General features: G+C 44.2%; 25 protein-coding genes. 6 read left to right on the forward strand and 19 right to left on the reverse strand.

What is annotated here, in order from left to right:
- Positions 1-312 precede the first annotated feature (312 nt).
- From LG330_RS16525 to LG330_RS16545, 5 genes are all read right to left on the reverse strand, one after another.
- A complete protein-coding gene (locus LG330_RS16525; protein WP_404405781.1) occupies positions 313-447 on the reverse strand; it encodes a hypothetical protein in 135 nt (44 codons plus the stop codon).
- A 110-nt stretch (positions 448-557) separates the two neighbouring features.
- Positions 558-1,076, reverse strand: a complete 519-nt coding sequence (locus LG330_RS16530; protein ID WP_404405783.1) for a hypothetical protein — start codon at positions 1,074-1,076, stop codon at positions 558-560.
- Between the two features lie 136 nt (positions 1,077-1,212).
- Positions 1,213-1,725: a GNAT family N-acetyltransferase gene (locus LG330_RS16535; RefSeq protein WP_404405785.1), complete on the reverse strand. Its 513-nt coding sequence runs from the start codon at positions 1,723-1,725 to the stop codon at positions 1,213-1,215.
- Positions 1,726-1,807: 82 nt separating this feature from the next.
- Entirely contained in the window at positions 1,808-4,237 is a 2,430-nt protein-coding gene (locus LG330_RS16540) for a DEAD/DEAH box helicase family protein (RefSeq protein ID WP_404405787.1), read from the reverse strand.
- Positions 4,230-4,556 carry a phosphoribosyl-ATP pyrophosphohydrolase gene (locus tag LG330_RS16545; protein ID WP_404405789.1) on the reverse strand — a complete coding sequence of 109 codons (327 nt, stop codon included), beginning with the start codon at positions 4,554-4,556 and terminating at the stop codon, positions 4,230-4,232. The genes LG330_RS16540 and LG330_RS16545 overlap by 8 nt, the downstream gene beginning before the upstream one ends.
- Before the next feature lie 121 nt (positions 4,557-4,677).
- On the opposite strand from LG330_RS16545, the gene LG330_RS16550 reads away from it, so the two are divergent.
- Complete coding sequence (locus tag LG330_RS16550) at positions 4,678-4,980, forward strand: hypothetical protein (protein ID WP_404405791.1); 303 nt, start codon at positions 4,678-4,680, stop codon at positions 4,978-4,980.
- An 83-nt stretch (positions 4,981-5,063) separates the two neighbouring features.
- Here LG330_RS16550 and LG330_RS16555 read toward each other — a convergent pair whose 3' ends face one another.
- The 6 genes from LG330_RS16555 to LG330_RS16580 form a co-directional block, all read right to left on the reverse strand.
- The gene (locus LG330_RS16555; protein WP_404405793.1) at positions 5,064-5,942 is read right to left on the reverse strand and encodes a MurR/RpiR family transcriptional regulator; all 879 of its coding nucleotides are present in this window, start codon (positions 5,940-5,942) and stop codon (positions 5,064-5,066) included.
- Positions 5,943-6,166: 224 nt separating this feature from the next.
- Positions 6,167-7,009: a carbohydrate ABC transporter permease gene (locus tag LG330_RS16560; RefSeq protein ID WP_404405795.1), complete on the reverse strand. Its 843-nt coding sequence runs from the start codon at positions 7,007-7,009 to the stop codon at positions 6,167-6,169.
- Between the two features lie 13 nt (positions 7,010-7,022).
- Positions 7,023-7,916 (reverse strand): carbohydrate ABC transporter permease, encoded by an 894-nt coding sequence (locus LG330_RS16565; protein ID WP_404405797.1) that lies wholly within the window; start codon positions 7,914-7,916, stop codon positions 7,023-7,025.
- A gap of 85 nt (positions 7,917-8,001) precedes the next feature.
- Complete coding sequence (locus LG330_RS16570; protein WP_404405799.1) at positions 8,002-9,330, reverse strand: ABC transporter substrate-binding protein; 1,329 nt, start codon at positions 9,328-9,330, stop codon at positions 8,002-8,004.
- 60 nt (positions 9,331-9,390) lie between these two features.
- Positions 9,391-10,308: an N-acetylmuramic acid 6-phosphate etherase gene (gene murQ / locus LG330_RS16575; RefSeq protein ID WP_404405801.1), complete on the reverse strand. Its 918-nt coding sequence runs from the start codon at positions 10,306-10,308 to the stop codon at positions 9,391-9,393.
- A 6-nt stretch (positions 10,309-10,314) separates the two neighbouring features.
- A complete protein-coding gene (locus tag LG330_RS16580; RefSeq protein ID WP_404405803.1) occupies positions 10,315-11,277 on the reverse strand; it encodes an N-acetylglucosamine kinase in 963 nt (320 codons plus the stop codon).
- 329 nt (positions 11,278-11,606) lie between these two features.
- On the opposite strand from LG330_RS16580, the gene nagA reads away from it, so the two are divergent.
- The 3 genes from nagA (at position 11,607) to LG330_RS16595 (ending at position 14,711) form a co-directional block, all read left to right on the forward strand.
- The gene (nagA, locus tag LG330_RS16585) at positions 11,607-12,764 is read left to right on the forward strand and encodes an N-acetylglucosamine-6-phosphate deacetylase (RefSeq protein WP_404405805.1); all 1,158 of its coding nucleotides are present in this window, start codon (positions 11,607-11,609) and stop codon (positions 12,762-12,764) included.
- Complete coding sequence (nagB, locus tag LG330_RS16590; protein WP_404405807.1) at positions 12,746-13,468, forward strand: glucosamine-6-phosphate deaminase; 723 nt, start codon at positions 12,746-12,748, stop codon at positions 13,466-13,468. Before nagA ends, nagB begins: the two co-directional genes overlap by 19 nt.
- A gap of 85 nt (positions 13,469-13,553) precedes the next feature.
- Positions 13,554-14,711 (forward strand): GGDEF domain-containing protein, encoded by a 1,158-nt coding sequence (locus tag LG330_RS16595; RefSeq protein ID WP_404405809.1) that lies wholly within the window; start codon positions 13,554-13,556, stop codon positions 14,709-14,711.
- Positions 14,712-14,754: 43 nt separating this feature from the next.
- Here LG330_RS16595 and LG330_RS16600 read toward each other — a convergent pair whose 3' ends face one another.
- Together LG330_RS16600 and LG330_RS16605 are read right to left on the reverse strand one after the other, a co-directional pair.
- Positions 14,755-15,363, reverse strand: coding sequence for a DUF421 domain-containing protein (locus LG330_RS16600; protein ID WP_404405811.1), 609 nt, complete (start codon positions 15,361-15,363; stop codon positions 14,755-14,757).
- A 52-nt stretch (positions 15,364-15,415) separates the two neighbouring features.
- The gene (locus LG330_RS16605) at positions 15,416-15,781 is read right to left on the reverse strand and encodes a DUF2512 family protein (protein ID WP_404405813.1); all 366 of its coding nucleotides are present in this window, start codon (positions 15,779-15,781) and stop codon (positions 15,416-15,418) included.
- Between the two features lie 150 nt (positions 15,782-15,931).
- On the opposite strand from LG330_RS16605, the gene mntA reads away from it, so the two are divergent.
- Entirely contained in the window at positions 15,932-16,330 is a 399-nt protein-coding gene (mntA, locus tag LG330_RS16610; protein ID WP_404405815.1) for a type VII toxin-antitoxin system MntA family adenylyltransferase antitoxin, read from the forward strand.
- Positions 16,320-16,727, forward strand: a complete 408-nt coding sequence (gene hepT, locus LG330_RS16615) for a type VII toxin-antitoxin system HepT family RNase toxin (protein WP_404405817.1) — start codon at positions 16,320-16,322, stop codon at positions 16,725-16,727. Before mntA ends, hepT begins: the two co-directional genes overlap by 11 nt.
- 42 nt (positions 16,728-16,769) lie before the next feature.
- Here the strand turns inward: hepT and LG330_RS16620 are convergent, their stop codons facing one another.
- From LG330_RS16620 to LG330_RS16645, 6 genes are all read right to left on the reverse strand, one after another.
- Positions 16,770-17,213 (reverse strand): threonine/serine exporter family protein, encoded by a 444-nt coding sequence (locus tag LG330_RS16620; protein ID WP_404405819.1) that lies wholly within the window; start codon positions 17,211-17,213, stop codon positions 16,770-16,772.
- 15 nt (positions 17,214-17,228) lie between these two features.
- On the reverse strand, positions 17,229-17,990 hold the full coding sequence (locus LG330_RS16625; protein ID WP_404409648.1) for a threonine/serine exporter family protein: 762 nt from the start codon (positions 17,988-17,990) through the stop codon (positions 17,229-17,231).
- A gap of 466 nt (positions 17,991-18,456) precedes the next feature.
- The gene (locus LG330_RS16630) at positions 18,457-19,461 is read right to left on the reverse strand and encodes an oxidoreductase (protein ID WP_404405821.1); all 1,005 of its coding nucleotides are present in this window, start codon (positions 19,459-19,461) and stop codon (positions 18,457-18,459) included.
- 14 nt (positions 19,462-19,475) lie between these two features.
- Positions 19,476-20,060, reverse strand: coding sequence for a DNA-3-methyladenine glycosylase (locus tag LG330_RS16635; RefSeq protein WP_404405823.1), 585 nt, complete (start codon positions 20,058-20,060; stop codon positions 19,476-19,478).
- Positions 20,061-20,384: 324 nt separating this feature from the next.
- Positions 20,385-20,585 (reverse strand): cold-shock protein, encoded by a 201-nt coding sequence (locus tag LG330_RS16640; protein ID WP_041123677.1) that lies wholly within the window; start codon positions 20,583-20,585, stop codon positions 20,385-20,387.
- Between the two features lie 672 nt (positions 20,586-21,257).
- The gene (locus tag LG330_RS16645; RefSeq protein ID WP_039812120.1) at positions 21,258-22,220 is read right to left on the reverse strand and encodes an ABC transporter ATP-binding protein; all 963 of its coding nucleotides are present in this window, start codon (positions 22,218-22,220) and stop codon (positions 21,258-21,260) included.
- Positions 22,221-22,224 lie beyond the last annotated feature (4 nt).

The raw sequence follows: 22,224 nt of genomic DNA on the forward strand, positions 1-22,224 counted from the left end.
CCTGACGGCTTATGGTCAGGTGTTAAGTCATTAGGCTATATAAATATGAAGCTCTTAATATCATCTATCTGTTTATGTAATAAAACTGAACGTCGCCATGGTAACAAAAATCGCTGTAATAAACCCATTCACAACCCCTTCCCTTTTCTTACCCTTTTCAAAAAGCTGCAAAGTCGTCAGGATAAAGATCGCCGGAAGCAGGTAAAAGATGCCGGGCATTGGAAATGGACCGATGAAGAAGCTTGCGATGAATAAGCCAGTGAAGAGAGTGATGAGTCTGCAGCAGTGATTTTCATCAGGACACCTCCATGCTTAAGTTTTCTTAAGCAATTCAAGCGTCATGTCCTTTTTGTAAACGCCGGTTTCAGCAAAGACAAACAGCGTCTTTCCACGCATGATGATTCTTCCATCCAGTTCTGTACCGGCAGAATCAGTCACTTCAATCATCAACACCCGTTGATCACGTGTTACAGTAATGGGAGATGCACTTCCCTTTGGAACTTTGATATCGCTCCACTTCTCTAAAGTAATGCTCCTCTTCCCATCACGCCTCGCCTTTACTTCTCAGCAGCACCTTTTACAAGTTCCATCCACCTGTCCTCCTTAGCACAGAACCCGAACTCCATTTCCATAGAAGCAAGCCATTTCATATCCTGTATCCCGAGGTTAAAAATCATCGGCGGTGCGGTCGGTGTAAATAACTGCACACTCCAGGGACCTGCAATATCGAACCGTTCATTAAAACTATGCCATTTTGCTACCATGAGTCCATGCGTCCGCACAAACTGTCTCACCTTTTTGATCAACACATGCAGCGCCTCATTATGATCCCAGTTGGTTTCTTCAATCTCCTCTTCAGTCAGCATAAACAGCTTTGTCCAGTAAGCAAATGCCGCTTTTCCATGCCCTGATAAAAGATTATCCTCACACCTGTCAAAATGCAAAGAACCCTTTACACCAAAATGCTCTTCAAGTTCAGCTACCGTAAATACACGTACGTGTTCAAAACCTTCGTCTGTCAGTAAAGACTTTGGAGCAGAAGTAATGACGAGCCCCAGTATGAATTGATCAGTCATTTGATTTCCTCCTTGTGTATTACATTAACAACCTTTATTGGTCCAAGTTTAACATTTATATCCATACAGGTGGCTATGGAACTAAAAAAACCATTTATCAAATGATCAGGAAATCGTTTGATAAATGGCTTGTCTATTATATCTTCATCTGCTCAAGATCCTTCCATCCATACACAGCTTCCTTCAAATCCTTCCCGCCAAAGTTAATCTTCACCGTATCAACCTTCTCTGCGCCAAGTACCTCATAAAAACGCTTTGAATCATTCTTCTCAAGCACACAGACAATCATGGAAGTCAGCCCTTTATCCTTTAGCTCTTCTACTAATGGAGTCATCAGCTTTTTACCAAGCCCCTGTCGCTGATAGGATTCAAGTATGTAGATCGCAAACAACTCGCCGTCATAACCGGAATACTTATTACTTCGCTCTTCCCCGCCATTTGCAAAGCCCACTATCTCACCATGATCCTCAGCCACATAGAGAACCTGGCCTTCACCAATAATCTTCCCCCACATCTCTTCCCTGCGTTCATAAGACATGTGGTCCAGATAATCATCCGGCACCATCCCTCTGTAAGTCGTCTTCCACGTATCCACCTGTACCTTCGCAATCCCTGCAGCGTCTTTGAGTGTTGCTTTTCTGATGTTCATTGGGCACCTCCGTTGATGGTATGAGTTTTGGGAGAGTATACCTATATATTCTGGATTACTTTTGGAAATCCTTTAAACCAGGTTAATTAGTTTTAGGTTTTGATGCTTTTTTCTCAAAATATTCCTCAAGCCTGTAATGACAAATCTGCTTTGTTAGCTCATACAACTCCTCCTGAAATGCTTCAGCAGGCTCCGATATATCAAACCAAAACTTGTTATCTTCAAATTTCACAATGCCACCGGAAGAACCGGACCATTTAGAAAGTGGCATATCTTTAAGCAGTTTCGCAACCTTTTTCTCATCATATTCCCATAATGACTTACCCTTCTTATCACTAAAATCAATCACTTTTCTATACTTTTTCTCAGTAAGGTAATGATGGAATGAATAAGCAATTTCTTCAGCTGTAACCGGCTTAAACCAACTTTCAGGACCTCTTTCAAGCATTGCGAGTAATACAACCATTTTATAGCTTTTTACCATCCCTGTTTTTTCAGCTTCTATAAACCAGTCTTTATATAGATCAGCAGCCCTCTCTTCAACTTCTGTCAATTTACCAGCACTCTTTAATAGATATACGTATGAGCCAAATGTTCTTTTAATGAAAATACTTGGAATGGATGCCATTCTGTGAAACTGTAAATAACTCGGTCTCTCACCAAGCTCCAGTGTCAGTTCATCAAGCTCTGTAATTAACCGGTCCCTGACCTGAAGCCTGTTTTTGCCCATTTCTTTAACAAGGTCTATAATGTTTGTTTCCAGCTCCACTTTACACCCCTCAGGCATATCAGGGATCACTGTTTTATGGTCTCTTTCAAAACCAGAAGGATCCTGATCAAACACTTTCAGCTTCACATCTGCATTGCGGTAGTTTCCAATCAGGTCAATGACTGTACAGTGACTTTTCCCTTCAAATAAACGCAGACCCCGGCCAAGCTGTTGTGTAAAGATTGTAAGTGACTCAGTCGGTCTGACAAATAAAAGTGTATCAACCGGTGGAATATCAACACCTTCATTGAATAGATCAACTGTAAAAATCACATCCAGTAATCCTTCATGAAGCTCTTTGATTGCTTGATGTCTTGAATACTTACTTCTGGAATGCAGAGCTGTTACCTGCTTTCCCTGTTCTCTGAAATAGTCTGCAAGAAATTCCGCCTGTTTAATAGATGAGCAGAATGCTATAGTTCTTGTCTGTCGGTGTCTGTTCCAGGCAGCGTAGATTTTCTCCGCCATTCCTTTTCTAAGCTGGACCTGTTCCAGTTGTTCCTGGTCATAGCCTGAACTGAGCCACCTGATCTTTGAGTAGTCTGTTTCATCGTAAACCCCGTAATAGTGAAATGGAGCAAGCCACTGATTTTGAATGGCCTTCCAGAAGTTCATGTTATAAGCTTCATTCCCGTCACAAATCGCAAAAACGTCTTTCCCATCGTTCCGGTCAGGAGTCGCCGTAATCCCCAGAAGAAATTCAGGTCTAAAGTGATTAATAATTTTCTGATAAGAAACCGCTGCAGCATGATGAAATTCATCTACTACGATTAAATCAAATATTTCAGGGTGATATTGATCCAGATAATGCTTTCTTGATAACGTGGCAACCGATGCAAAAATCACATCTTCATTCATTTGTTTTTCAGTACCTGTAAGCAGACCGGTTGTCCATTCTCCTGATACATGCTCAAAAGAAGCTTTCGCCTGCCTCAAAATTTCTTCACGGTGCGCAATGAAAAGCACTCTCTTAAATTGACGCGCAAAAAATGCCGCTAAATACGTTTTGCCAAGTCCTGTTGCCATAACAATCATTGCTTTATCATATCCGAGGTCCATCGTTTCAGTCAGCGCCTGCAAAGCTTGCTGCTGGGCTTCCCTCGGTACAATTTCACCGGCGATTGACGTTTCAAAAACTTCTACCGGAGCATCCTGGTCCTCCGGCTCTCCAAACATTACTGCTTCTTCCTCTGATTGAGTCCAGACTTTATGTATGTCTTTAGATGAATGAAAAACATCAAATAATTCTTCATAACGTTCAATTGTTTTCAAATTGACCGGAACTGTACATTCATGCTGAAAAAGATGCATGAACGATTCAGCTGAGTGTTCAAATAACTGCTCCTGATCTGAAGCAGCAGATAAACTCCATTCAATTCCCCCATCTAAAGCTGAAGCAGAGAGGTTAGATGAACCTACGACGACATGCCCGCCACTTGAAAACCTGAACAAATAAGCTTTCGGGTGAAACGACCTGCCATCATTTTGCCACAACCTTATTTCAGCTGCTGGCAGTTCATTGATAAGAGACTTTAATGCTTTTGGCTGCGTGATACATAAGTAGTCACCAGTCAACAACCTGATATCTGCCCCTCTTTCAGCAGCCTTTTTAAGTGATGGTAATATTCTCTTGACACCTGACTCCATCGCAAATGCAGTTAAAAGGTAGATTTCTTCTGCCTGATCAATAAGATGATTTAATTCATCTATCAGATGTGAAGTAATCAGTTTGACATTAGTCATCTTCCACACTCACCAGATAAATCTTCTCATTAAAGCCGCCCCGATCCCGAGCTTTCATCTCACGCTTTTCCTCCACTTCCTCAAGCGTCACACCATGTGTCTTAGCAGCAGCTGAGATCAGTTCAAGCAGGTCTGCAAGTTCCTCGATTGCGTCTTCATCATTCTGGGTGGCGTGGTATTCTGCCAGTTCTTCTTTCATCTTTTTCTTCACTTCAATCACATACTCTTCATTACTCAAAATCCGCGTCTCCATCGACTTCCCGCTTGCTGCGATGATATCCGGGATGAGGTCGCGTACGAGCTTGTTGTAGACTGGCATATGAGACACTCCCTCTATGTTTTCTTCTATTATACCCCCTATAAAAGGAAGCTTCATCCAAAACTATTTTTTTCATCTGAGGCGTTATATAATAGATTCATCAATAGAGGAGGCGAAAACAATGGAGAAAGAGATACTAGCGATTTTGCAGGATATGCAGGGAGAGTTGAAAGAGATTAAGATTGACCTGCGCGAGTTTAAGCAGCAGGTAGAAGAAAGATTTGTTGAAGTTGATACCAGATTTGATAAAGTCGACACCCAGCTCCACCGTATAGAATATGAAAACCAACATGCAATCCTTTCTATGTTAAAGATCCAGGATAAAAAACATGAAGAGCAGCATCAGAATTTCGATTACTTACTTCACAAGCACATCGAGCTCGATAAAGACTTCCACACATTTAAAAAACAATCACAGAACTAGCTCCGCGTCATTCCTCATGACACTGCTAAAACTGAATATCCAAAAGAAAACAGCAGTGTGCGTTCACTGCTGTTTTTTGATGACTATTTCTTTAGAAAATCCATTGCTGATTTTATTTCTTCAATATAACTCGCTGCTTCATCGTATTGATCAGTGACTACACATGTAAATAAAATATCAATCATATGCAGCTGCGCCAGCCTTGATGAAGTAGCGCCGCTTCTGAATGGGGCGGGAATCTCACGGGATGCTGAGATAAACAGGTTGATGTCAGCGTGTGAGGTTACCTTCGACTGGCCGTAGCGTGTCAGACTGATTGTTGTAGCCCCCTGCTTTTTGGCAAGTTCCATAATTTTTGCGGTTTCATGCGTTTCACCTGAAAATGAGATTCCCACGACGACATCATCATTTGTGGCGTTGGCTATATACATCGCCGCATTATGAATATCAGTAAATGCTGAAGTCGGCTTATTCATACGCAGAAATTTCTGCTGGGCATCTTTTGCAATAATGCCTGAAGCGCCTACCCCGTAAAAGTGGATACGGTCCGCTTTCTGAATCGCTGCGACTGCTTTTTTCAACGCTTCCACATTGACCATTTCAGTCGTTTCCTTAATTGCCTGAATGCTGTTGCTCGTTACTTTATTAATAATGGATTCAATGTCCTCACCCGGCTGAATATCGCGGTACTGTGCTTCATCAGGCTTGTGAAGATCTCCTGAAATTCTGACTTTCAGCTCCTGGTATCCTTTTAGCCCGAGTGATTTACACAGCCTGATCACTGCCGCGCTGCTTGTTCTGCTTGCTTCTCCAAGCTGGTTGGCAGTGAAATAGACGGTTTCGTGCGGGTGTTTTAAGATGTATTCTGCAATTTTACGTTCTGATGGCGGCAGTTTGTGTAAAAGCTCGTTGATGAGTACGAGACCGCCTTTGATCGATCGGTTACGCTGAGGGTCCTTCACAGCTTTCCTCCTATTGGTTAGTCTTTTATTTTCTCTGCAATGTTGGCTGTGATTTCCGCTCCAGGGGGACACTTTCCGTGGCCGGGCGGTGAGCCAGCAGGCTTCTCCAATGCCTCACCTGTCTCTTCCTGCCACAGGAGTCGCCCCCTTCCACTTCAATCACAGCTGTGCAAAAACGATAATGGACTTTTATATAACTATTAACAATGTATCATACCTGCGCCTTATCCTTTAATCGCACCTTCAGTCATTCCTTTCGCGATACGCTTCTGGAAGATGGCGTACAGGATGATGACTGGGATAATGGCGATGGTCAGACTCGCGAACAGTGTGCCCCATGCGTTGGTGTACTGGGCTTCACTTCCGATAAAATCAATTGCCAGTCCAAGCGTGTACTTTTCGCGTGAGTTCAGAAAGATCAGCGCCATAAAGTATTCATTCCAAAACTGAATGGCATTCATAATCGAGACGGTAATGATCGCAGTTGTTGAAAGTGGCGCGATGATTTTAAATAAGATCCCATACGGTGACATCCCGTCCATGGATGCTGATTCCTCAAGCTCTTTTGGAATCGTCCCCATGAAGCTTGTGAGGACGAAGATTGAAAATGGAAGCTGTGAAATCGCATAGACGATTGATAGTCCGATAATACTGTCGAGTAATCCAAAATCCATTAATAAGAAGAATAATGGAATCCAGCCGAGGACCATCGGAATCATCATCGCTGAGACATAGACTGTAAACAGAATGCTGCTTCCCCGAAAGCGCAGACGCTCCAGTGCGTACGCTGTCGGGAGTGCCAGTACGAGTGTGAGTGCCATCCCAAGCACCGTCACAATCGCACTGTTAAATACGCTTGTATCAATATTATAATTGTTCCATGCATCTGCGAAGTTCTGAACGTTAAACGTTTCAGGCAGTCCCCATGGATTTGCATAAATTTCTGCATTTGATTTAAAAGAGCCGATAAACATCCAGATAATCGGATACAGTACCGCAAGTGTCCACAGGATCAGTGGAATCCGGATACCTGTTCTGATCAGTGTCGGCTGCCATTTCTTTTTCATTCCGGTTCCCCTCCTAGTACTGTACTTTCTCTCTCTTCATAAAGAACTGCAGGATCAAGACTGTCAGCAGTGACAGAATCAGAATCATCACGCCAATCGTTGCCCCATAACCAAAGTTATACTGAACAAATGCCTGCTGATAAAGATAAGATCCCATTACGTGCGTTGAGTTATTCGGTCCGCCGCCTGTCATGATCTGTACAATAATGAATGACCCATTCAGCGTTGTGATCACGATATAAAGAATTGAAATTTTAATCTGCGGCCATACAAGCGGAAGGGTAATCTTCCAGAACTGCTGCCACTGGTTTGCCCCGTCAATTTCTGCTGCTTCGTAATAGCTTTTAGAGACGTTGGAAATACCGCCGATCAAAAGGAGCATAAAGAGTCCAATCCCCGCCCATACTGACGGCAGCACAAGACTTGGCAGTGCCCAGTCCTGATCACCAAGCCATGGACGCGTCCAGCTCTCAAGCCCCAGGAATTCGAGCCCTGAATTCACAAGACCAAGACTCGGATTATAGATAAACGTCCACAGGATCCCGATGACGACCACTGACATGATATTCGGAAAAAAGAAAACGACTCGGTAAAATGGTGCTTCTTTAATTTCCAGCTGAGTCAGTGCAACTGCAAAGAAGATCGCAAGAATCATGATGCCAAATACTTTTGTAATAACAAGGAAGTAGTCATGCCAGATCGTTCTTGGAATGATGCTGTCGCTGAATAGACGTCTATAATTATCCAAACCGATAAATTCTGTATTGGACGATGAACCCGACCAGCTGAAGAATGAATAGTATAGTCCACTAAACAAAGGATATAGGGTGAAAATGGCGAACAGAATAAAGGTTGGTACGAGGCAGAAAGCCAGAAACAGATTTTTTTGTTTTTTCGACTGTACCATTCAAATCACTCTTTCTATCTGTTTTTAACGATGTAACTTTTTTAAATACAACAGAGGCAGGTGCGCTGCCTCTGTTGTTTTAGCATTATTGTCTGTACTGACTTGCTGCCTGTTCAGCCGCTTCAACAAATTCCTCAGCAGTACTGTCACCAAGCATCAGTGATAATAATTCGTTTCCAACAGGTGTCTCAAGATCTGCACTCATCGGGTGAGGCTTCTGGTAGATGGTTACCTGTTCAGTATCATTGATCATTTCGTTTGCATCCTTCAGATACTGAGGCACATTTTCGTTTTCAGACAGATCTACGCCTGCAACGTTCATGATGGCGCCAGTATGCTCTGAGAATGATTCTGCATATTCACGAGAGAAGACAAATTCAACAAATGCTTCTGCTGCTTCTTTGTTTTCTGCGTTTTCAGCGATTGCCAGTGGACGAAGGTCCGGAACGATCGCGAAGTTTTCACCTGCATCCTGCATTGGTGAAGGAATAAAGCCGTATTCAAAGTCTTCCGGCGTATCATTAGCCATTTCATTTGGCAGCCAGAAACCAACCGGTACAAATGCATTGTCATGTAACAGGAAGTTCATCTGTGACTGTGTATGGTTCAATGCACCAAGGCCTGAATCGAAGTATCCTGCTTCAACCATCTGCTCAACTTTTTTCATCACTTCAAGCGTTGTATCAGACGTCCATGCACCTTCTTCACCTTTAATTAGTGAAGCAAGAAGCTCTTCACCGCCTGCTGCAGCAAATGCAGGATACAGTACGCCGCGCAGGAAGTAGTAAGGGTGCTGACCACTTGTTACGAACGGATCAATGCCTGCTTCTTCCTGAATTGTAGCCATTGAATCCATGAAGCTGTCAAAGTCTGTCGGTACTTCAAAGCCTTCTGATTCGAACCAGGCTTTGTCATACCAGGTACCCCATGTATCAAATACAAGCGGCAGACTGTAAATCTCACCGTCATGCTGATCCGGGTCAACAATAAAGTTATCTATCATTGGTGAACCATCTTCAAGCTCCATACCTTCCACCAGTTCAGTGAGGTTTGCCAGCTGACCATCTTCAATCATCTGCGTTTCACTTGAGCCCGCTCCATCGATGTACACCACATCAGGTGGATCATCCGATACCCAGCGCGATCTCATTTCTTCGTTGATATTTGGTCCCGCATGTTCGACAATAGTCAGATCAGGATATTCCTCCTGAAAATCTCCAATGACTTCCTTCCACCAGGAATCACCATAGCCGCCGACGAAATATTGAATCTCAAGCTCCCCTGACATTCCTTCTCCGCCGCCACCTTCACCCTGGCTGCCGCCTTCTTCATCTGATGAACACGCCCCCAGGAATCCAGCTGAAAGTACGACTCCCCCTAAGATTAAACCGGTACTTCTCCAATCCTTTTTCAAGATATTGTCCCCCTTTGTTTTGTAAATGATATTGTCACACTCCGGAATATCCAGAATGAATCAACCCGCTTTGTCCTGCTTTGCCAGACGCACTGCCTCTCTTGCATACCCCGAAGCAAGCGTGATGTAATGATCTGCTTTTTCATAGCTGATGCCCGCTTCAATCATGACGATTGAATGCTTAACTTTCAGATGCGCCTGCTCAAGTGTCTCAGCAGCTTGCTCATAAGTAGTTCCTGTCAGATCCATAATGATGCGTTTTGCACGCTCCATCAGCTTATAGTTGCTTGCATGCACATCAATCATCAGGTTTTCCTGTACCTTCCCGAGTTGAGCCATGGCTGCTGTGCTAATCATGTTCAACACCATTTTATGACCGGTCGCAGCCTTCATTCTGGTCGACCCCGTCAGTACTTCAGGACCCGTCACCACTTCAATTGCCGTTTCAGCATACGCGCTGATTTCAGCCTTTCGGTTACTCGATAATGCAACGGTGTATGCACCAATTTTGCCTGCATATTTCAGTGCGCCTGCCACATAAGGCGTTCTGCCGCTTGCTGCAATGCCAATGACCGTATCCTTTGCAGTGAGCGCTTCATTTTTTAAATCAGCCGCTCCCTGACTTTCACTGTCTTCTGCATTCTCTTTCGCCTTGCCAAAAGCAGCCATACCACCCGCCATAATCGCCTGGACCATTTCAGGCGGCGTCTTAAATGTAGGCGGACATTCTGAAGCGTCTAAATAACCAAGTCTGCCGCTTGTGCCTGCCCCAACATAAAACAGCCTGCCGCCTTCTTTTAGCTTTTGTGAAATTCTGACTGTTGCTTCTGTAATCGCGGGAAGTGCTTCCCTGACTGCTTCCGCCACCTTCTGATCCTCACTGTTAATAACCTTTAAGCAATCTTCCACTGACAGCTGATCGAGATTCATTGAGTGTTCATTGCGCTGCTCCGTTACAAGTGAAGATAAATCCGACATGCTCAATCACCTTCTTTTCTCTAGACTAGCCGACTCTGCCGCTTCCATGAGCGCCCCTTCAACAGGCGTTCCATGCGCTTGTGTCCATATTCCAAGCTGCCTCTGATCCAGTTCTCTGATAAATGCAGTTCTGAGTTGCGTCATATGTTTGAAAACTGAGCCGGTCGTTGTAACAATTGTCTGCGCATCATATTCATCAGCCTGCAGCTGCAGACTCTTCACATGATCTGCCAGGTCACGTGCAGCTTCATTGATAATCGCGCCTGCCACTTCATCCCCTTTTTCCGCTGCTTCTGATACGAGCCTTGCAAGTGACGCAATGTCACTTTTATCCCGTTGTTCCTGATACATATATGTAACGAGCTGTGTTTCTTTTTCGAGCCCAAGTGTATGAAGCATGAGTTCACTTAGTATGGTTTCAGGTCCTCTCTTGTCATACGCCCTGACGACTGCTTTCAAACCGGATGCGGCAATTGCATAACCGCTTCCTTCATCACCAAGCAGATGTCCCCACCCGCCTGACTTAATCATCGAGCCGTCTCTCAGTAAGCCTGCAGCATTTGATCCCGTTCCTGAAATGATCAGCATGCCCTGCTTGCGCTCAGGCGGAATTGCTCCCTTTAGTGCAATTTGGAGATCTGATCTTATTAAAGCGCTTACATTTTCATGAAACCCAACTGTCAAAAGCTTTTTTTCCAGTGCCTGACGTGCTGTTTCTGCATCATTAGTTCTTCCGGCTCCGGCAAATCCGCCGCATATAACTTTGACCTGGTGCTTTTCAATCTGGTGAATGTCAAGTAACTCTTCAAGCTTCAAAGTAATCCGCTCTGCCATCTGTTGAAACCCGACAATCTGCGGGTTCGTCCCAGGCCCTTGAAGCGTTTCGCCGAGAATTAACCTCTGATCTGCACGGCTGATCGCATACGTCGTTTTCGTTCCGCCGCCATCCATTCCGATAATATAATCCATCCCGTCCTCCTTGTAAGAGTTTTGTTCATTATAAAGTTTATGATTTTTTGTGTCAATATATTTTAAGAATAATGATTTTTTGTTTCAGTCTGATATACTTGAGTGGAAAAGCGGGGTGCTTAATAAATGTGAATAGCGGTCAGATCAGGTGTCATAACCACCGATCGGCCTGATACTACCGTCAATGGCGTTGTCACTACTGTCGCGCTAGCTATCACTACCGTCAACCCGGGCGTATCCTACCACCGCTCACCAAAATACAACCGTCACCAACAACTTTAAGATAATCAACAATAGAAAAAAGTTCTATTTAAAAGGAGACTCCCCCCATGAGAAGCGATCTAATTATCCAGACATCACTGAAAACCATTATCGTAAACGATGGACAAATCTCTGCAGTCAATGAACAGCCTGCCGACTTCAGTACGCCGCATATCTCCATTCCCGCAACCCACCACCTCCTACCAGGCTTCATCGACCCGCATATCCACGGGGCCGGCGGTGCGGATGTGATGGATGCGACGCCTGAAGCACTTGAGTCTATGGCCCGGACGCTGGTCAAAGAAGGCGTGACATCCTTTCTGGCGACGACAATGACGCAGACTGAAGAAGCTATCATGAAAGCTTTACGTAACACCGCTGATTATATGAAGACGCCGGCTCAATTGGCCGAAGTGCTTGGCGTTCACCTGGAAGGACCGTTTCTTTCACCTGAAAAGGCTGGTGCGCAGGATCCAGAGCTGATGCTTGAGCCTGACATGACTTTATTCAATGAGTTTCAAGAGGCAGCCGGGGACACAATCAGGGTCGTGACCGCTGCGCCTGAGCGTAAAAACGGAACGGCATTTACTAAAGAGGTTTCTGAAAGTGGTGTAACGGTTTCAATCGGACATTCAAATGCAACTTACGAGGAATTTAAGCAGGCGGTCGAGAACGGCGCCAGCCAGGTCACCCATTTATATAATCAGATGAGTCCTTTTCATCACCGGGATCCGGGTGTGGCAGGCGGAGCACTTTTAGAAAAAGGAGTAAAGGCTGAAGTGATTGCAGATTTTGTCCATAGTCACCCCGAAGCTGTAAGGCTTGCCTTGCGTGCCAAAGGAGCTGACGATCTGATTTTGATTACAGATGCAATGCGTGCAAAAGGATTATCAGATGGTGAGTATGATCTTGGCGGTCAGCAGGTGACTGTAAATGGAGCTGAAGCAAGGCTCTCTGACGGGACACTGGCAGGAAGCGTGCTGACAATGGAACAGGCTGTGAAAAATATCATGTCACTTACTGATATCACGATCGACGAACTCGCAACAATCACTTCCGGGAATGCAGCGCGCCAGCTTGGGGTATGGGATCGTAAAGGCAGTATTGAGCCCGGTAAGGATGCAGACTTCGTTGTGTTAGACGAGCACTACAATGTGGTCCTGACGATCTGCCGCGGTGAAATTGTATTTCAAAAGGAGGATCTGCCATGGATATCATCATTGTGAAAAACTATATTGAAATGAGTAAGTACGCCGCAGGGCTTGTCGGAGACTGCATCAGAGAAAATGATCAGCCGGTGCTTGGACTTGCAACCGGCGGTACACCAGTTGGCATGTACCAGCTGCTTGTCAGGCAGTACCGTGCAGGACTTCTTTCTTTTAAAAACGTGCGTACTTTTAACCTTGATGAATATATCGGGCTCGATCCTGCTCATTCAAAAAGCTATCACCGCTACATGCAGGAACATTTATTTTCACATGTGGATATTCCGCGCGACCAGACTTTTATACCAGACGGAATGGCTGGCAACCTTCAAAAGGAATGCAGACATTATGAAAAGCTGCTGAAGAAATTTGGTCCACCTGATCTGCAGATTCTCGGGATTGGTGAGAACGGGCATATCGGTTTTAACGAGCCTGGAAGTGATTTTGATGGTCATACACATGTGATCAGACTGGCTGATTCAACGCGCGAGGCAAATGCCCGCTACTTTCAGTCACCTGATGAAGTTCCGTCACATGCGATTACAATGGGCGTCAAGTCTATTTTACGCAGTAAAAAGATTGTACTGTTGGCTTCAGGTGAGCGGAAAGCAGCTGCTGTCAAAAGACTGCTTGAAGGAAAGCCCGACCCGGACTTCCCTGCTTCAGCTTTAAGTCATCATCAAGATGTCATTTTAATTGCTGATAAAAAAGCTTTTGGTGAATAATAAATAAAATTTACTATTCAAATTAGATATTTAGACCTATTATCCTATATAATGATATTAATCATTTCGACAGGAGGTGGGCCTAATGATGCTGGATCCAATCACGCTTGGTGTTATCGTATTTATTCTCGCTGTGATTTCCGCTATTGTAATGACAATTACGTGGAAAATGAATGTGAAAGAAAGAGGATTAAATATGTGGGCGTGGGCTGCGATCATCGGCGGACTGGGCTTTTTACCTCTTCTTTTTGTGCCATATATCGGTTCGTATGCTGCCGTATTAAATAATATCTCAACATTGATTACACCTATTTTCATTCTTGAAGGCATTATGCGTTTTAAAGGATACCAGAAAGAGCGTCTTAGAGCGACCATCTATGTATACGTGATCAGTATTGTCATCTTCTTAGTTATACTGTTTCGCGATGCGCCAAACGAACGGTTTCTCATATTCGATTCAGTCGTTACTGTTATCTTTCTATTATCAGCCTATTTCCTCTTAAAAAACTCTGCCGGTACTGAAAGAAATATTTATATCATGTCCGCTGCCGCGTTTATTCTGATGGCGATGGCTTTTGCAGGAAGATGGGTGCTGGCTTTGAACGGCGCGTTTGAAGCGAATTTCGCAGCGCATCCTTACACAAGCTTCTTATTTTTAATCGTGATTATCTGGACAGTCGGCTGGACTTACGGACTGAGCATTGCTGTTAACTTCAGAAACCATAACCGCATCATGAAACTCGCCACACACGACTATCTGACGGGACTACCGAATAGAAAATACCTGAATGACTATATGGAACAGCTTTTTCAGGAAGAAACGAAAGAGCCATTTGTGTTGTTTTCTCTGGACTTGAATGGTTTCAAGCAAATTAATGACACATTTGGCCATAAGACAGGTGACGATGTCCTGATCAAGCTTGCAGATGCACTGCGGGATTTCACTTGGCAGCGCTATACAGCTGTCCGTCTTGGCGGAGATGAATTTGTTGTGATTGTCAGACAGCCAACGGATCAACAGGCTATTTTTAAAAAGAAACAGGAACTCAGGCAGGCGGTTGAATGTGATCAAAGTATTGATATTGGCGTCATTAATCTGAAAATATCTATCGGGCACGCTGCATATCCTTCTGATGGTCAGACGATTGATGAACTATTATCAAAAGCAGATGCGCGGATGTATCAGGAAAAGTCAGTTAGAACGCAGGGTTCACAGATACATTCTCAGAGTTATCAAATTTAATGTGAAACGACAAATTTCCCGGGAAATAGACAGTGATTTGATCTCAATTTAAATGCTCAGGTTTGCTATCATTTCCGGAAATGATTTCTGAAAAAAGTGGTGCATCAGCCTGCTGTTGCTGCTCATCACGCCCTTCAATTCGCAATTGCTGACTGATCATGGCGAGCTTCTGCAATAAATCTTCATATTCCCCTTTGGTCATAGGCTGATGTTCAGGCTTTAATACAAATCCCAGTTGCCCGCTCGGTTCAATGGTCGCCCATTGAACCTTGTTCATATCATCAATGCCATTTTGCCTGAGCCACATTTCAAGTTTATCCACTGGCAATCTTATTTTTTTTAAGTTCTTCTCAACAATCTGACCATTTTCGATCACGATTTTCGATTTTCCGCTAAAGAACGTTTCAGCTTTATCCCATTTAAGCTGCATATACTCAATAAACACTAAAGTGCCAATCAGCAAAGCCGCAACACCAAATGTTGTCCAGATGTTTTTTCCTGAAACAGGCTGGATTAGTAAACTGCCGATTGAAATCATAATCACCGTCTGAGCAATTGTCATTTGTGAAATAGATTTTCTACCTGAAATTCTTAACAGCAGAACACCTGCCACCACAATCAGAATCGCTTTCCATATCCATGCTAATTCCATGCAAATCACTCCTTTTCCTATGTAAAATCCCCTGCTGAGAGGGGATTACTCATTATGCATTCGGTGCAGGTTCAGCCGTTTCTTCAAACAGATTGTGAATCAGCCATTTGTGGTAGAAGAATTCTCCTGCAGTAAGGATCAATCCGGCTGCGATCGATTCACCAAGCATATTATTATAGCCAAGCAGCGTAAGCGTGAACCAGATGACGAGTGTACCGAGAATCAGATCACCAATCGTGCCAATCGTATTCCCCGCATTTCTGACAACCAGCATATCCCCGATGTAAGCCACAACATATAAGATAACTGCCACAATCGTTGAATCTAAAAATGTCACCTCGTTAAAGCCGGTCAGTACAATCCAAATCACAGGAAATAAGAGCAGCGCTTTGATCAGCATTGATTTTCCATGATTCATGTTTTCACACCTCCGATCCTGTATAATCTGCCCGGTTACAAGGAGAGGCATACGGTGGATTGGGTGACAGGGATGGTGGAATTGACCAATGTTAAATGCTTACTAATAAATATGGTACACTATAGAAAATAACGATGTGGAGGGGTTCATATGGATCATTTAAAACCTGTTATACAGCAAATGATTGAAACACTTGACCCTGAGTTCATTTTACTTTTCGGTTCACATGCAAAAGGTACTGCGCGTGAAGCCAGTGATTATGATATTGCTTATTATTCAAAAAGATCTATTCCTCCTTTTGAACAACTTATTTTAAAAAGCCAGCTTTCAGAATTGCTCACAGCTGAGGTTGACCTGATCAACCTTAAAAAAACAGATACCGTTTTTGCTGCACAAATCTACTATGATGGTATATGCATATACAGTAAAAATGAGGATTTGTATGTTATGGAGAAAATGAGAAGTTTGTCTATGTATGTGGATTTGAATGAAATGCGGATGAATATATTAGTCGATGTAGAGCAGCGAGGGCGAATTTATGAAGAGTGACGTAATTGTAAATAAAGTAACATCCATTGAAAGATGCTTGCGACGGGTTAGGGAAGTGTATGATAACTCACCAGAAAACCTTACCGAATTCACAAAGCAAGACAGTATTGTTCTAAATATTCAACGTGCGTGTCAGGTTTCAATTGATTTGGCTATGCATATTGTTCAGGAGAAAAAACTTGGGATACCAAAAACTAGCCGTGAGGCCTTTGAATTATTAGAACAAGCTAAATTGATTGATACTACAACTTCCAAAAACTTAAAAGCAATGGTTGGCTTTAGAAATATTGCTGTTCATGAATATCAGGATCTAGAACTTGAAATTCTTCAAGCAATTATTGAAGAACATTTAAATGATTTCAACACATTTACTGAACAGATCTTAAAAATGAAATAATTTTTATACACAAAAGCCCGGCGCTAACCGGGCTTTTACTCATTAACCAATTCTCTTCAACCTGCTCTGCTTCATAATCTGACTGATCACCTCAGACAAGACAATCCCCATCGCAATGGACCCTGACACCATAAATGCTTTCGCAGCATAGGAAAGTGCCATATTATAATCGTTTGTCACAAACGAGCGCATCGCATTATAGGCAGTCCCACCCGGCACAAGCGGAATGATGCCTGATACGATATAGATAATAATCGGTGCTTTATAGACGCGGGAGAACACCTGGCTGATCACTGCAATCATAAAGGCTGCCGCAACCGTTGCCGGCACCTCGCCGATCCCCTGAAATGTGAGTACAAAATAAGCCATCCACCCGAGCATCCCGACAAGTCCGCATTTCCACAAAGCTTCTCTCGGTGCATTGAAGATGATACCGAATCCCGCAGCAGCAATAAAGCTCGTAATAATATTAATTAAGATATCCACAGGTTCTCCCCCTTTCTATAATAATGTCACCACAACGGCGATTCCTGAACCAATTGCAAATGCGGTCAGAAACGCCTCTGCCCCTTTAGATAAACCGGATATGAAATGCCCTGCAATCAGATCTCTGACTGCATTCGTAATCAGCAGCCCAGGGACAAGCGGCATAACAGAACCGATAATGATCTTATCAAGCTCCTGGCCAAGCCCCGTTATGACTGCACCTGCAGCCAGCAGCCCTATTACCAGCGCTGCCATAAATTCCGAGAAAAACTTAATCAGTACGAGATCATGGACATATACCACACTCGCAAAGCCCAGCCCGCCAATGATCATCGCTGGAATAAAGTCAGCCCATGAACCCTGAAACATCATCAGGAAACATCCGCTTGAAATCGCAGCTGCTGCGATACGGGTCGCGAGCGAATAAGTCTCATCATCTTTATAAATTCTTTTTAAAATCCGGTAAGCCTGTGGAACGTCAAGCTCCCCATTAGCAATTCGGCGTGACGTACTATTCACAAGCACCACTTTATTTAAATCTGTGGTACGGTCAGAAATCCGGATCAACTTCGTCTTCGTTGGCTCTTCTGTCTCAATAGAAAACATAATGCCTGTCGGGGTGACATAACTGTGGGACTCCTTAATGCCATAATTTTTCGCAATGCGCATCATCGTATCCTCTACACGATAAGTCTCAGCACCGCTCTCAAGCATAATTTTTCCCGCAAGCAGGCACACATCCATTATGTCATACTGCTCCTCAAGATATTGTTCCATATCCTCGATCTCCATGCCATCACCACCTTCGTACAATTTCAGTGCTATTAGTGTACCATGATTTTTTTACAAGGCGATGAGGAAATGTGGATTTGTTTGTGGAAAACCAATGTTTTTACTCAGGTATATGCTCAACTTTTGAAAAATTGTTTTTAAAATGGCTGAATCACGTTCGCTATCCACACCCTTTACCCACAGCTGTGTAAAAAGCAGGGTCATTTCGTATGAGCAGAATGTTTTTTATCCACATGTGGGTAACTTTTTAATTACTTAGAGCATGAAGAGGGCTGGTAAGAACGAATATGACGTGGATCGGGTGGGATAGGAACAACTTCAGCCGTGATTGGCACAAGTGACCGGGTGTATCGCTACATCCCGGGCGGGGAATGCTACAACTTAACGCAAAACCCGTACAAGCTACCAAAAAAGCTGTCCGGCAACCACATGCGGACAGCTTTTCCATACTCTATTCTCCTGCAACCTTCACCAGCACGCGGCCTCTGATCTTATTTTCAATAATATCCGCCATCGCCTGTGGTACATCCTGAAGCTCAACTTCACGGTCTACCATCTCTTCAAGCTGCGCAGGCTTTAAATCTGAGCCGAGACGCTTCCAGATCTCTTCACGCAGCGGCATTGCACAGTATGCAGAATCGACTCCGAGAAGACTCACACCACGTAAGATAAATGGATGTACAGTAGCAGGCACCTTCGTTCCACCTGTCAGTCCACTCACTGCAACCGCTCCGTTTTGCTTCACTTTACTTAAAACAGAAGCCAGACTGTCTCCGCCAACCGGATCAACAGCGCCAGCCCAGATCCCTTTATTAAGCGGTCTGATTTTCCCGCCATCATACACTTCATCACGCGAAATCACTTTAGCAGCACCAAGGGACTTCAGGTATTCATGCTCTGAAGATTTTCCGGTACTTCCGGTTACCTGATATCCTTTTGCTGCAAGCATCGCAACTGCCATACTGCCGACACCGCCTGTTGCACCTGTTACAAGCACATCACCGGAGTCAGGCGTTACATCCTCTTTTTCCAGCCTATATACAGATAATGCTGCAGTAAACCCTGCCGTACCAAAAATCATTGATTCACGCAGAGAAAGTTCTTCAGGCAGCGGCACGACCCAGTCTGCCGGTATACGCGCGTACTCACTATATCCGCCAAAATGAGTTACACCAATACCGTAGCTCGTTGCAATAACCCGATCCCCTTTTTGAAAACGGCTGTCTTCTGAAGACTCCACTGTTCCAGAAAGGTCAATCCCCGGTATAAATGGGTATGACTGAACAATCTGTCCATCCTTCAATCCTGCCAGCCCGTCTTTAAAATTTACGCTAGAGTAGGCAACCTTAATCAGGACTTCTCCTTTCGGCAGCTGCTCCTCCGATACATCCGTTACTTTTGCCTCTACCTGATCATCTTTTAAATCAACCATCACTGCTTTAAATGTCATCTTCAATTCCTCCCCTTCGTTTAACGCGAAATATACGGATTTCCTTTTACAAAAAACCGCCACGGATAATGTTTTGCTTCACCCGTATTATCAATACCGATTCTCGGACCCGTTACAATCTCAAAATCCTCATGGTCCCATCCCTCAAAAATCTGTAGTGGCGGCACCGTATAATGCGAGCCGTAATCACTCATCTCAATCCCTAGTGCCTTCGTCAGTTTGCCAGGACCATTCGTCCACTCAACCTGCTTTCTGCCGGGACGCCTTTCCTCCATCAAATGAAGTCCTTCAACCGGCACAACTGCGCGAATCAAAACCGCCTGTGGCGTATCCACTTCAGCTGCCACCACATTCACAAGCGTATGCGTATGCATCTGATACGTATAAACAGAACCCGCCTTTCCAAACATAATCTCAGTCCGGCGCGTCCTGCGGTTCCCAAAACTATGAGCCGCCCGGTCGTCCGCACCCATATACGCCTCAGTCTCCACAATCATCCCCGACGCCCTGCCCTCAGGCGTATCCTTCACAAGCAGCTTCCCAATCAAAGACTCCGCAAGCTCAAGCGCCGTCCGTTCATAAAATGGCTGTGCCAGTGGCTTCATGAAAATCCCACACTTTCTTTATGCAATACTTCTTTCTTTCCCTAAGTGATTCCTGCTTAAAACAATTTTTTAGGTAGCGCGGGCGGGACGGAGTTGAGTGTGCCGATTTTAGAATGATTACAGAAATGGCATACGCGGGGACGGAGTTCAGTGAGTCAAAAATAGAATCATTACAAAAATGGATCACTTAACTCCGTCCCCACACGAGCCATTTTTAGAATCACTACAAAAACGAATCACTTAACTCCGTCCCCAATGTGCCTGTATAACAACAAAAAAACACCCGCTCCTCAAAAGAGAAGCAGGTGTTTTGGAAGTGTAAAATTATAATTTTACAACGTTAGCAGCTTGGTCGCCACGGTTGCCTTGAGTGATTTCAAAGCTAACTTTTTGACCTTCTTCAAGAGTTTTGAATCCGTCGCCAGTGATAGCTGAGAAGTGTACGAATACATCTTCGCCGCCGTCTACTTCGATGAAGCCAAATCCTTTTTCTGCATTAAACCATTTTACTGTACCTTCGTTCATGGGTAATTCCTCCACTGTGTTCTAAGTTTTACTTAATAGCTGAGTAAAAACAAAGAATTCACATGCTATCACAAGCTTTTTACATGATCGGAAAATGTAAAAAGTTCCTGATAACATGTGAATTAGATGGTGTTACGTATTAAGCATGGACTAATCATAGCATGGGGTTTTGGAAATAGCAAACCTTTTGGTAAAATACTTTCCGACATGATTCGCCATTGATGCTTGTGCAAGCGTTACGATGGTGATCAGAATAGGATTGCTGTTGCAGAAAATAGATGATAAAAAGTAATTCAAATCTGGAAAGCGAGACCTGAAAATGAAGGTGTGTGATTTTAAATCCTTCAACTGCAAAGGTTAATGACCTTAAATCTGATGAATGCGACCTTGCATTTCCCGGTTCTGACCCGAAATTTAACGATTGTGACCTTAATTCCAGCCTGTTTCCCGTAAGCAAACCCTGCACACTCCCAAACAAAAAAGACCACCCAAAGGACGGCCTTTTCTACTTAATACTTTTTAGCTTTACGGCTATTTAAAAACTTACGGATGAAAGGGTAAACGATCGGTCCGTATTTGATTGCGCGTTTAATGAGTCTTCCCATTATGAATCCCTCCCGCTTGTGCTCAAGTTAATCTTGTTATTCCCACAACTCGGGAGGTACAAACATTTCACTCTGCGTAGTGGCATGCAGCAAAGTGTCCGGGGCGTACTTCACGCCACTCCGGCACTGCTTCGGCGCAATGTGCTGTAGCGACCGGACAGCGCGTTCTGAATACGCAGCCTGATGGTGGATTGATCGGACTTGGCAGCTCACCTTCAAGTAGAATCCGTTCGCGTGACTCCTCTACATCAGGGTCTGGAATCGGAATCGCTGACATGAGTGCTTTTGTATATGGGTGGAGCGGCTCGTCATATAGCTTCTCACTTGTTGTCAGCTCCATCATGCGGCCAAGGTACATTACGCCAATACGATCAGAGATATGCTTAACCATTGAGAGGTCATGGGCAATAAACAAATACGTCAGCCCTTTTTCCTCCTGCAGAGACTTAAGCAGATTCACGACCTGTGCCTGAACAGATACATCCAGTGCTGAGATCGGCTCGTCCGCCACGATAAAGTCCGGATCGAGTGCAAGTGCGCGTGCGATTCCGATTCTCTGGCGCTGACCGCCTGAGAATTCGTGCGGGTAACGGTTGGCGTGATCGCGGTTCAGCCCTACATCTTCAAGGAGCTGATATACCTTTTCTTTCATTTCTTTCTGGTTTTTATAAAGGCCGTGAATTTCCATCGGCTCTGAGATAATTTCAAGTACAGTTGATCTAGGATTCAATGAAGCGTACGGATCCTGAAAAATCATCTGCATATTGCGCAGGAAATCAAAACGGTCTTTTTCAGACATGCTGTGAACGTCTTTCCCGTCAAATGTCACTGCGCCTTCTGTCCGGTTATATAAGCCCATCACAGTGCGCCCTGTCGTGGATTTACCGCAGCCTGATTCTCCTACAAGGCCAAGCGTTTCCCCTTTATGTACATCAAAGCTGATCCCGTCTACCGCTTTCAGGAGCTGGTTTTTACCGAGATCAAAATGTTTTTTCAAGTCTGTTACTTCCAGCAGTTTCTGCCCGCTCATGGTG

Origin of the sequence: Jeotgalibacillus malaysiensis (assembly GCF_044789845.1) — a bacterium.
Lineage (GTDB): Bacteria > Bacillota > Bacilli > Bacillales > Jeotgalibacillaceae > Jeotgalibacillus > Jeotgalibacillus malaysiensis_A.

Excerpts from the sequence above, each read along its gene's own strand:
- LG330_RS16525 (WP_404405781.1), bottom strand. The coding sequence starts at position 447 with ATGATTGAAGTGACTGATTCTGCCGGTACAGAACTGGATGGAAGAATC.
- LG330_RS16530 (WP_404405783.1), bottom strand. The coding sequence starts at position 1,076 with ATGACTGATCAATTCATACTGGGGCTCGTCATTACTTCTGCTCCAAAG.
- LG330_RS16535 (WP_404405785.1), bottom strand. The coding sequence starts at position 1,725 with ATGAACATCAGAAAAGCAACACTCAAAGACGCTGCAGGGATTGCGAAG.
- LG330_RS16540 (WP_404405787.1), bottom strand. The coding sequence starts at position 4,237 with ATGACTAATGTCAAACTGATTACTTCACATCTGATAGATGAATTAAAT.
- LG330_RS16545 (WP_404405789.1), bottom strand. The coding sequence starts at position 4,556 with ATGCCAGTCTACAACAAGCTCGTACGCGACCTCATCCCGGATATCATC.
- LG330_RS16550 (WP_404405791.1), top strand. The coding sequence starts at position 4,678 with ATGGAGAAAGAGATACTAGCGATTTTGCAGGATATGCAGGGAGAGTTG.
- LG330_RS16560 (WP_404405795.1), bottom strand. The coding sequence starts at position 7,009 with ATGAAAAAGAAATGGCAGCCGACACTGATCAGAACAGGTATCCGGATT.
- LG330_RS16565 (WP_404405797.1), bottom strand. The coding sequence starts at position 7,916 with ATGGTACAGTCGAAAAAACAAAAAAATCTGTTTCTGGCTTTCTGCCTC.
- murQ (WP_404405801.1), bottom strand. The coding sequence starts at position 10,308 with ATGTCGGATTTATCTTCACTTGTAACGGAGCAGCGCAATGAACACTCA.
- LG330_RS16580 (WP_404405803.1), bottom strand. The coding sequence starts at position 11,277 with ATGGATTATATTATCGGAATGGATGGCGGCGGAACGAAAACGACGTAT.
- nagA (WP_404405805.1), top strand. The coding sequence starts at position 11,607 with ATGAGAAGCGATCTAATTATCCAGACATCACTGAAAACCATTATCGTA.
- nagB (WP_404405807.1), top strand. The coding sequence starts at position 12,746 with ATGGATATCATCATTGTGAAAAACTATATTGAAATGAGTAAGTACGCC.
- LG330_RS16595 (WP_404405809.1), top strand. The coding sequence starts at position 13,554 with ATGATGCTGGATCCAATCACGCTTGGTGTTATCGTATTTATTCTCGCT.
- LG330_RS16600 (WP_404405811.1), bottom strand. The coding sequence starts at position 15,363 with ATGGAATTAGCATGGATATGGAAAGCGATTCTGATTGTGGTGGCAGGT.
- LG330_RS16605 (WP_404405813.1), bottom strand. The coding sequence starts at position 15,781 with ATGAATCATGGAAAATCAATGCTGATCAAAGCGCTGCTCTTATTTCCT.
- mntA (WP_404405815.1), top strand. The coding sequence starts at position 15,932 with ATGGATCATTTAAAACCTGTTATACAGCAAATGATTGAAACACTTGAC.
- hepT (WP_404405817.1), top strand. The coding sequence starts at position 16,320 with ATGAAGAGTGACGTAATTGTAAATAAAGTAACATCCATTGAAAGATGC.
- LG330_RS16625 (WP_404409648.1), bottom strand. The coding sequence starts at position 17,990 with ATGGAACAATATCTTGAGGAGCAGTATGACATAATGGATGTGTGCCTG.
- LG330_RS16635 (WP_404405823.1), bottom strand. The coding sequence starts at position 20,060 with ATGAAGCCACTGGCACAGCCATTTTATGAACGGACGGCGCTTGAGCTT.
- LG330_RS16640 (WP_041123677.1), bottom strand. The coding sequence starts at position 20,585 with ATGAACGAAGGTACAGTAAAATGGTTTAATGCAGAAAAAGGATTTGGC.
- LG330_RS16645 (WP_039812120.1), bottom strand. The coding sequence starts at position 22,220 with ATGAGCGGGCAGAAACTGCTGGAAGTAACAGACTTGAAAAAACATTTT.